This is a genomic window from Nocardioides caricicola, from assembly GCF_039541135.1.
In the GTDB taxonomy this organism is placed as follows: Bacteria; Actinomycetota; Actinomycetes; order Propionibacteriales; family Nocardioidaceae; genus Nocardioides; species Nocardioides caricicola.
Genome location: NZ_BAABFQ010000002.1, coordinates 1 through 7,994, shown reverse-complemented (window position 1 = coordinate 7,994; position 7,994 = coordinate 1). Strand labels below are relative to the sequence as shown.

Sequence of the window (7,994 nt, the reverse complement as noted above, 5' to 3'; positions counted from 1 at the left end):
TACGGATCGCAGCTCGCAGAACGTTAGCGATCTGCTGCGACGGGGGCCTGGGGTCGTCCGGGTCCAGCCCGGCCAGGTTTTCCAGCTCGCTGGTCATGCAGGTCAGGGTAGCTGCTGTTAGCCAATCTAGACCAATCAGCGTCCAACTCTTGACCTGGCTAGACAGTCTGGCCTACCTTCGGTCGTACGCGATTTGGCGAGCCAAGTCGAATCCCGAGGCCGGCGGAGTGCCGGCGGGCAGAGCTGGAGGTAGGGCAATGGCTGTCCCGAACACGATCAAGGTCCCCGTTCCGTTCGACTACGTCTTCCCGACGGGTGCGCTGTGTCTGGGTGTGGAGCCGGTGACGGACTTCGACAAGCGCGGCCAGGGTGATGACCAGGCGCGGGACAAGGACACGGGCGAGCGTCTGTGGGTGGTCAAGGTGCTGGACCTGGACCCGGAGGCCGGGAAGTTCGGCGGGACCAAGGAAGTCAAGGTGAAGATCGCCGCGCCGGTGCAGCCGGTGCCGCCGGCGTCGAAGATCCCGGGTTACCCGCCGGCGGTGATGTTCACCGACGTGACGCTGACGCCGTACGTGGACTCCCAGCGGTGCAAGGGCTCGGGGAAGTGCCGGGCGCGTCAGGCGTGGTCGATCCGCGCCGGTGCCATGACCGAGCCGACCGCTGCCGCAACGAAGCAGGCGGCCTGACCACATCTGGACGCGCGGGGCGGGCCTCATCCGCAAAGACAACTCCCGCCCCGCGCTTTCACCCGTTCTCCCTGGAAGGAGTTGGGCAGATGCCCACGCTAGCTGACGCTGCCCGCATCGCCGGGAACCCTCGCCCCGGCCCCCGCCGCACGACACACCGCCGCACCGTCATGCGGCTGGCCGGCCCCGGTATCCGGGCCGCCCGCGAGGTCTACTCCACCATTCCCGCCGACGCGGTCCGCGTCGCGGCGCTGGTGGAGATCTCCGCCGCCGCCGCTGCCCTGGCCCGGACGGTGGTGAAGCTGCGCCATCTGGACCCGGACCTGATCGCCCCGCACGTCTCCGACCGGGCCGACCTTCGGGCGGTGCTCGGTCGGGGCCGGTGGCTGCCGACCATGACCCGCCACGTCCCCGCCCCGGAGTCGGGGCCGGTGGACTTGGCCGCGCTGATGCCGGCCCGCCCGGTCCGCCCGGTCCGCCGGGTGGTCCGCCGTCGTCCCGGCTCGCCGGGGCAGGGCTCCCTGTTCACTGCCGCTGTCGGGGAGGGCTGATCGATGCCGCTGGTCAACGTGATCCGGGGTGACCGGATCGACTCGGCCCCGATCAACGTCCGTACCCCGTTCATCCGCATCCCGCTGTGGCTGGCCCTGACCTGGTGGACCGTCAAGGCCCTCGCCCGCCTCACCGTCGTCCTGGTCCGCTTCTGGTACGTCACTGCCCCGGCCGTGTTCTTCGGCTGGCTCTACGTCCGGTTCGGCTGGGTTGGTCCGGTCGGGTTCGTGGTCCTGGTCGCGGTCGTCGCCGCCGGGTGGGGCTTCGGTCATCGTTCGTCGTTCCTGCGGTTCGCGTGGTGGCCGGTGCTGGCCCGGTATCGGCGGTGGCTGTACGGCCGGAACTGGCACGCTGCGATGGTCACCGCCCGCCTCGCCGTCTCCTTCGACGCCCACACCGTCCTGCCGGTCCTGCGGCGGGTCACCTGCTCGGCCGGCGTCGACGCGGTGACGGTGCGGATGGTCACCGGGCAGATCCCCGACGACTTCGCCAAGGTGGCCGAACGCCTCGCCCACACCTTCGGCGTCCGCCAGGTCAAGGCCACCCCCGGCAACCGGCCGGACGTGGTGCTGCTGCACCTGTTCCGCGGTGACCCCCTCGCCAAGCTGCTCCGCCCGCTACCCGTGCCGGCAGTGCCCGAGTTCGCCGCCCTGCCGGTCGGCCGGCGCGAGGACGGCGACGGCTACGACCTGCGCCTCTTCGGGACTCAGGTCCTCGTGGTGGGCGCCACCGGATCCGGGAAGGGCTCGGTCATCTGGTCGGTCGTCCGCTCCCTCGCCGCCGGGGTCACCTCCGGCCTCGTCCAGCTCTGGGGCCTGGACCCCAAGGGCGGCATGGAACTCGGGATGGGTGCCCCGATGTTCGCCCGGTTCGCCCGCAAGGACTACGCCGCGATGTGTGAGCTGATCGAGGAAGCCGCCACCGTGGCCAAGGACCGGGCCGGGAAGCTTTACGGCCGGACCCGCCAGCACACACCGACGCCGGATGAGCCGCTGATCGTCGTGGTGATCGATGAGCTGGCGAACCTGACCGCGTACCTGACCGACCGGCAGTTGAAGGACCGCATCAAGGCCGCCCTGTCCATCCTGCTCTCGCAGGGCCGGGCGGTCGGGGTGCACGTCCTGGCGGCCATCCAGGACCCGCGCAAAGAGGTCCTGCCGTTCCGGGACCTGTTCCCCACCCGCATCGGCCTGCGGCTGGCCGAGGCCGCGCAGGTGGACCTGGTCCTCGGTGAAGGGATGCGCGACCGGGGCGCACTGTGCGACCGCATCCCGCAGTCCCTGCCCGGTGTCGGGTTCGTGGTCATCGACGGGGACCCGACGCCGATGCGGGTGCGCTTCTCCTACCTGACCGATGACGAGATCCGCGACATGGCCCACACCTACGGCCGCCTGCGGGTCATCGACGGTGAAGTCCTGGAAGGTGCCGCATGAAACCCCACCCCACCCACACCCGCACCGACCGCGCTGAGGGCCTGGTCCTCGTCGTCATCCTCCTACTCGTCGCCGGCTTCGCCGGAGCCGCCTCGTTCACCCACGTCAAGGACTGGACCCTCGACAACAGCCCCACGGGCACCGGCGAATGGTTTGGCTGGGCCAACGCCGTCATCTCCGAGCTGGTGCCCGTCGCCGCGCTGCTGACCATCCGCCGTCGACGCCGCAACGGTCAGCCGGTCGGCTACCCGATGTTCCTGCTCGTCGCCGCCGTGCTCCTGTCCCTCGCCGCGCAGCTCGCCGTGGCCAAGCCCGGCCTGTCCGGCTGGCTGCTGTCCGCCGTGCCCGCGCTGGCGTTCATGGGTCTGTCCAAGCTCGTCCTCACCACCGCCCCCACCCCGCCGGCCCCGGCTCCGGCCGGCACCCCGGCACCGGCTCCCGCACCGGCCCGCCCGATCACTCCGCCTGCCTCGCCCGTCCAGCCGACCCCGGTCGCCGCGCCGGCTGTGCCTGAGCCCGCCGCCCTGGTCGACACCGAGCCGACCCGCCCGACTCCAGTCGATCCGCCCCGGCCTGCCCCGGTCGCCCCGGTGCCGCCGGCTGCGTTCACCCGCCGCAACGGCGTCCCGCTGATCGGAGAGGTGACCCGATGACCGACCACCTCCTGTCCGGCCTGCTCCTCGCCGCCGGCCTCGCCCTGTTCTGCTGGGATCAGTACCGGCTCTACGTCGCCCGCTACGAGCTGACCGCCCTGCACCGCTCGACCCTCCGTGATCCGCTGACCGGCCTCGCGAACCGCGCCGGGCTGGCCGACGCTTGGACCCAGCTCGCCGCGCTGCGGCCGTGGGTGGTGGTGGTCGACCTGGACGGCTTCAAGCCGGTCAACGACACCCACGGCCACGCCGCCGGCGACCAGGTGCTCACCGCCGTCGCCTCCCGCCTCCGGTCGGTTCACGGTGTCGCCGCTCGCCTCGGTGGGGACGAGTTCGCCGCACTCCTGCTCGACCCGAACCCGGCCGCGGCTGCCCGCCACCTTGCCGCCGCCATCGCCGCACCCGTCCGGCTCCCGTCCGGCATGGCGGTGTCGGTGACGGCCAGCATCGGCCTCGCCCCCGCCAACCCGGCCGGTCTGGCCGCCGCCCTCGCTGACGGCGATGCCGCGATGTATCGGGCCAAGACCACCCGGGCCGGCGTCGTCGCCTTCGACCCGCTGCGCGACGACCACGCCACCGCCGACCCCCGCCCCGCCTTGCGGGTCCGCGACCTCACCCCGACTGTGGGGGTGGGCCGATGACCCTCACTCCGACGCTGCCCGGCCTCGAACCCGCCACCCCTACGGTGGAGCCGAGGCCGGGCTCCCGGGCCGCCCGGATGCTCATGCCCCGCTCCGTCGACGTCGTGGCCGACCTCGCCGCCGACTACGGCGTCTGCACCCGCCCCGTCTCCCTGCGCCGCACCGACCTCGACAGCGGCCAGACGGAAGTCATCGACATGCCCTGCGGGGCCACCCAGGAAGCCAAGTGTCCGGCCTGCGCTACCCGTGCCCGCCGGCTGCGGCAGCAGCAGATCCACGAGGGATGGCACCGCGACGACGAACCCGACCCCGGCCCTCTCCCGGCCACCGAGGCACAACGCGGCCTGATTGTGGCTCGGGCTCACCTGGAGTTCGCCCGTGATGAGGCGGCTCGGGCGTCGCAGTGGGATCAGGTGGCGGACCTGGACGAGGCGATCGCGGAACTGGAAGGCCAGATCACCACCGAGGGCATGCGGGGCCGGCCCGCCCCTCCGCACGTCAGGGAGGACCAGGATGACGGCGACGGCAGGCGGCGGGTCCGGTCGACCAAGCGGCGGCAGGACGCCCCGGATCTGCCCCGCCTGCCGGTGGAGAACCGGACCATCGGCCGGACCTTCGAGGGCCACGCCGGGCAGGTGTTCCGGCCGTCGATGTTCCTGACCCTCACCCTTGGCTCCTACGGCCGCGTGCACTCCGACGGGACCCCGGTCGACCCGGACAGCTACGACTACCGGCGGGCCGCCTGGGACGCTGTGCACTTCCCCCGGCTCTTGGACCGCTTCTGGCAGAACCTGCGCCGGGCCGTGGGCTGGAACGTCCAGTACGCGGGGGCGGTCGAGCCGCAGCGCCGGTTGGCACCTCACGCGCACTTCGCCATGCGCGGCACCATCCCCCGGGCGCTGGTCCGGCAGGTCGCGGCCGCGACCTATCACCAGGTGTGGTGGCCGCCCGTCGACGAGCTGGTCTACGGACCGGGAAGGGCGCCGCAATGGGACGCCGACGCGGGCGGCTACACCGACCCCGACACCGGGGAACTGCTGCCGTCGTGGGATGACGCCCTGGACCTGCTCGACGCCGACCCCGACGCCGAGCCCGTGCACGTGGTCCGCTTCGGCGTTCAGGTCGACGCCAAGGGTGTGCTCGCCGGCACCAAGGACGCCGACCGGTGCGTCGGCTACATCACCAAGTACCTGACCAAGCAGGCCGCCGACTGCCACGAGGTCGCCACCGGCCGGCAGCGAGCGCACCTCGAACGGCTCTGGCAGGAACTACGGCACACGCCGTGCTCGGAGCGGTGCGCCAACTGGCTGCTCTACGGCATCCAGCCGAAGAAGGCCCGGCCTGGGTTGAAGCCGGGCAGCTGCAAGAACAAGGTTCACAAGCGGGAAACCCTCGGCATCGGCGGCCGACGCGTCCTCATCTCCCGCCAGTGGTCCGGCAAGACCCTCGCCGACCATCGGGCCGACCGCCGCGAATGGGTTAAGGCGCTGCTCGGTGTTACCACCGACGCCGACACCGCCCCGGCCGGCTCCGACGCCTTCCGGCACGCCTGGGAACTCGCCAAGCCGACTGATCCCGACGTGCCGCCCCTCGGCCACCGAGTCCTGCGGGCGATATCCGAACGGATCCAATGGCGCACCCAGCTCGACGCCGCCAGACGCGCCGCCGACCCGCCCGACGTTTCGGCAACTGCGACCCCTTTGGAGGATCGATGACCGCGCCGACGATCGAGCCGCTGTGGACTGTTCAGGACGTGTCGGCGTTCCTTGGTGTCCCGGTCGGCACGCTCTATCAGTGGCGTCACCGCCGCACTGGGCCGCGTGCTTCGCGTGTCGGGCGTCACCTGCGCTACGACCCGGCTGCGGTCCGGGCGTGGGTCACGGAACGGGAGGGCTGACGTGGCGGTCCACGATCTGTGGTACCTGAGCACTCCTGGTCCGGACGGTGAGAGGGTTAAGTCTGGGAAGCATGGCCGGGGCAAGCGGTGGCGGGTCCGGTACGTCGATGCCGCTGGTGAGACGCGGGACAAGGTGTTCCAGCGCAAGAAGGATGCCGAGGACTTCGACCTTGCTGCCCGTACCGGCCTTGCCCCTGAGGTGAAGCTGGACCAGGGCGAGCGGAACGTCACCTTCGCGACGCTTGACAACCGCGCTGCTGCGGCGGATCTCCTCGTCGGGCAGTCGTAGACCGTCCAGCCTCCCCGGACGGGGACAAGGTGGAGCGCCTCACCAGCCGAACGACCTTGGCCCCGTCCGGGGAGGCTGGTAGCCCTTGGGGTGCCCGGCGAGGTGATCCGCCCCGGCCGATCTCTGAGGAGGGCCGGGGTTCGGGGCGGAGCCCCGAGGTCTTCAAGGTTCTGGTCGTCCCATGCATGGCCGGCCGGCCCGGCCGATGCCGGCCGAAGGTCGCCAGCAGGCCGGGGCCGAGCCGGCGCGGCCCGCTTGCGGGCCGCCTTGATCCTTAAGAGGCTAATTCGGCAGTTCGTGGTGTAGAGCCCTGGCCAGCTCGGCCATCCCGTCCGTGCCTTCGGTGATGGCGTCCGCTCCTGCCCTCAGTAGGCGATCGCGCTTGCCGGGCTTGTTGGCAAACCCGATCGTGCGAACAGCGGCAGCCCGTCCGCCTTCGATGTCAGAGGTGGAGTCGCCTACGAGGACGCACCTGGTCGGGTCGGCATCGACCGCCAGGGCGGCGCGTCGGATTGGTGCCGGGTTCGGCTTCATGCGACCTGGGTTGGCGTGTGCTCGGCCAACGGTGGTCGTGATGTACCGGGTGAGTCGGTGAGCGGTCAGGTAACGCTCGATGGCGAGGGCTGAGTTGTTGCTGACGATGGCGATTGGCCGACCAGCCTCATGGGCAGCGACGATGACCTCCCGCGCGTAGGGCGTTGGCCTGGCGCCGTCGACCGCGGTTAGCTCGGCTCGGCACAACGCGTTCTCAACTCGTACGACCAGTGATGGCGTTCCGGTGGTCGCGGTGAACCGGAGCACTTCGAGCGGGTCGTCGATGGCTCGGATGTGCGCCGGTATCTCGACGTCGTGCTCCTCGATGACGCGGCGCAGCTCGGCCGCGACGGTGGAGTCCGCGAGGGTGGCGAAGACGGCGCAGACCGGCCCGTCGAAGTCGAGCAGGATTGGCCCGGTGTCGTTGAGGACCTGGGCGACGCTGTATCGCGGGTTCATGGCGTGTAGTCGTGAGCGATGGTTGACCACATGGAGTCGAACCAGGTCCGGGCCTGGTCGACGTACTGGGACGCGTCGGAAGCCTCGTCGTCGCTGACGGCGCGGTGAAAGAGGATCGCGTCCTTGCCCATCGGGTCGTAGATGGCCGTGGGCTGGCCTTTGATCATGACGGTGTGCTCTACGACCGGGTAGAAGCCGAAGAAGGCTTCCTCGCCGTTGAGGATGTAGAGCTTGAACAGCGGCGCTGCGCGGTGCACCCGCACCTCTGCTACTGCGTCTTTGACCAAGCCAAGGTCTCCGAGTTCGCGCACCGCCTCGACAATGGCGTCCGTGTGCCGACGGGTGATCCGCTCGGCGCGCTCGCGCACGCCGGGATCGTCGGCCTGCGTCTCAGCCAGGCATGGCAGGGCCATGGGCTCTCCCGTGTCCGGGAGCAGGATGCGAACGGTAACGGACTCGGGCGTGAGTAGCCCGGCACGGATCTTGTCGAGCGGCTCGGTCAGTACTCCGTGGAGCGTCTCACCGGAGAAGCCGGCGAATTCGATCGTGACGTGTGCGCGCTCGAAGGCCGCCTCGACGTGGGGCCGCAGTCCCACCGGCCGCTCGGTCTGTGCGCGAACGAATGCGCCGCTGCCCTGACGGGTGACGATCAGGCGCTCGTCGCGCAGGATGCGCAGCGCAGTCTTGACCGTCTCTCGGGCGACGTTGTAGCGCTCGGCTAGGTCGTTCTGGGACGGCAGTCGCTCGCCTGGCTCGAACTTGCGTGTACGGATCGCAGCTCGCAGAACGTTAGCGATCTGCTGCGACGGGGGCCTGGGGTCGTCCGGGTCCAGCCCGGCCAGGTTTT

Annotated in this window: 10 protein-coding genes; 8 read left to right on the top strand and 2 right to left on the bottom strand. The window is 70.8% G+C overall.

Annotated elements, in window-relative coordinates:
* Positions 1–257 precede the first annotated feature (257 nt).
* The 8 genes from ABD875_RS01655 (at position 258) to ABD875_RS01620 (ending at position 6,154) form a co-directional block, all read left to right on the top strand.
* On the top strand, positions 258–689 hold the full coding sequence (locus ABD875_RS01655; protein ID WP_345170729.1) for a plasmid replication, integration and excision activator: 432 nt from the start codon (positions 258–260) through the stop codon (positions 687–689).
* 89 nt (positions 690–778) lie between these two features.
* Positions 779–1,240 carry a hypothetical protein gene (locus ABD875_RS01650; protein ID WP_345170728.1) on the top strand — a complete coding sequence of 154 codons (462 nt, stop codon included), beginning with the start codon at positions 779–781 and terminating at the stop codon, positions 1,238–1,240.
* Positions 1,241–1,243: 3 nt separating this feature from the next.
* On the top strand, positions 1,244–2,674 hold the full coding sequence (locus tag ABD875_RS01645) for an FtsK/SpoIIIE domain-containing protein (protein WP_345170727.1): 1,431 nt from the start codon (positions 1,244–1,246) through the stop codon (positions 2,672–2,674).
* Positions 2,671–3,327, top strand: coding sequence for a hypothetical protein (locus ABD875_RS01640; protein ID WP_345170726.1), 657 nt, complete (start codon positions 2,671–2,673; stop codon positions 3,325–3,327). Before ABD875_RS01645 ends, ABD875_RS01640 begins: the two co-directional genes overlap by 4 nt.
* The gene (locus ABD875_RS01635) at positions 3,324–3,968 is read left to right on the top strand and encodes a GGDEF domain-containing protein (protein ID WP_345170725.1); all 645 of its coding nucleotides are present in this window, start codon (positions 3,324–3,326) and stop codon (positions 3,966–3,968) included. Before ABD875_RS01640 ends, ABD875_RS01635 begins: the two co-directional genes overlap by 4 nt.
* Entirely contained in the window at positions 3,965–5,683 is a 1,719-nt protein-coding gene (locus tag ABD875_RS01630; protein ID WP_345170724.1) for a replication initiator, read from the top strand. The genes ABD875_RS01635 and ABD875_RS01630 overlap by 4 nt, the downstream gene beginning before the upstream one ends.
* Entirely contained in the window at positions 5,599–5,865 is a 267-nt protein-coding gene (locus ABD875_RS01625) for a helix-turn-helix transcriptional regulator (protein WP_345170723.1), read from the top strand. The genes ABD875_RS01630 and ABD875_RS01625 overlap by 85 nt, the downstream gene beginning before the upstream one ends.
* Positions 5,866–5,998: 133 nt before the next feature.
* Entirely contained in the window at positions 5,999–6,154 is a 156-nt protein-coding gene (locus ABD875_RS01620; RefSeq protein ID WP_345170722.1) for a hypothetical protein, read from the top strand.
* Positions 6,155–6,436: 282 nt separating this feature from the next.
* On the opposite strand, the gene ABD875_RS01615 is transcribed toward ABD875_RS01620, so the two are convergent.
* Both ABD875_RS01615 and ABD875_RS01610 read right to left on the bottom strand, forming a co-directional pair.
* Positions 6,437–7,147, bottom strand: a complete 711-nt coding sequence (locus ABD875_RS01615) for an HAD family hydrolase (RefSeq protein WP_345170721.1) — start codon at positions 7,145–7,147, stop codon at positions 6,437–6,439.
* A partial coding sequence (locus tag ABD875_RS01610) for a GntR family transcriptional regulator (protein ID WP_345170720.1) occupies positions 7,144–7,994 on the bottom strand: 851 nt, incomplete at its 5' end. The genes ABD875_RS01610 and ABD875_RS01615, both read right to left, overlap by 4 nt.

What these genes read in the sequence shown, in the direction of transcription:
- ABD875_RS01635 (WP_345170725.1), top strand. Translation starts at nt 3,324, where the DNA reads ATGACCGACCACCTCCTGTCCGGCCTGCTCCTCGCCGCCGGCCTCGCC.
- ABD875_RS01615 (WP_345170721.1), bottom strand. Translation starts at nt 7,147, where the DNA reads ATGAACCCGCGATACAGCGTCGCCCAGGTCCTCAACGACACCGGGCCA.
- ABD875_RS01640 (WP_345170726.1), top strand. Translation starts at nt 2,671, where the DNA reads ATGAAACCCCACCCCACCCACACCCGCACCGACCGCGCTGAGGGCCTG.
- ABD875_RS01650 (WP_345170728.1), top strand. Translation starts at nt 779, where the DNA reads ATGCCCACGCTAGCTGACGCTGCCCGCATCGCCGGGAACCCTCGCCCC.
- ABD875_RS01630 (WP_345170724.1), top strand. Translation starts at nt 3,965, where the DNA reads ATGACCCTCACTCCGACGCTGCCCGGCCTCGAACCCGCCACCCCTACG.
- ABD875_RS01655 (WP_345170729.1), top strand. Translation starts at nt 258, where the DNA reads ATGGCTGTCCCGAACACGATCAAGGTCCCCGTTCCGTTCGACTACGTC.
- ABD875_RS01645 (WP_345170727.1), top strand. Translation starts at nt 1,244, where the DNA reads ATGCCGCTGGTCAACGTGATCCGGGGTGACCGGATCGACTCGGCCCCG.
- ABD875_RS01625 (WP_345170723.1), top strand. Translation starts at nt 5,599, where the DNA reads ATGGCGCACCCAGCTCGACGCCGCCAGACGCGCCGCCGACCCGCCCGA.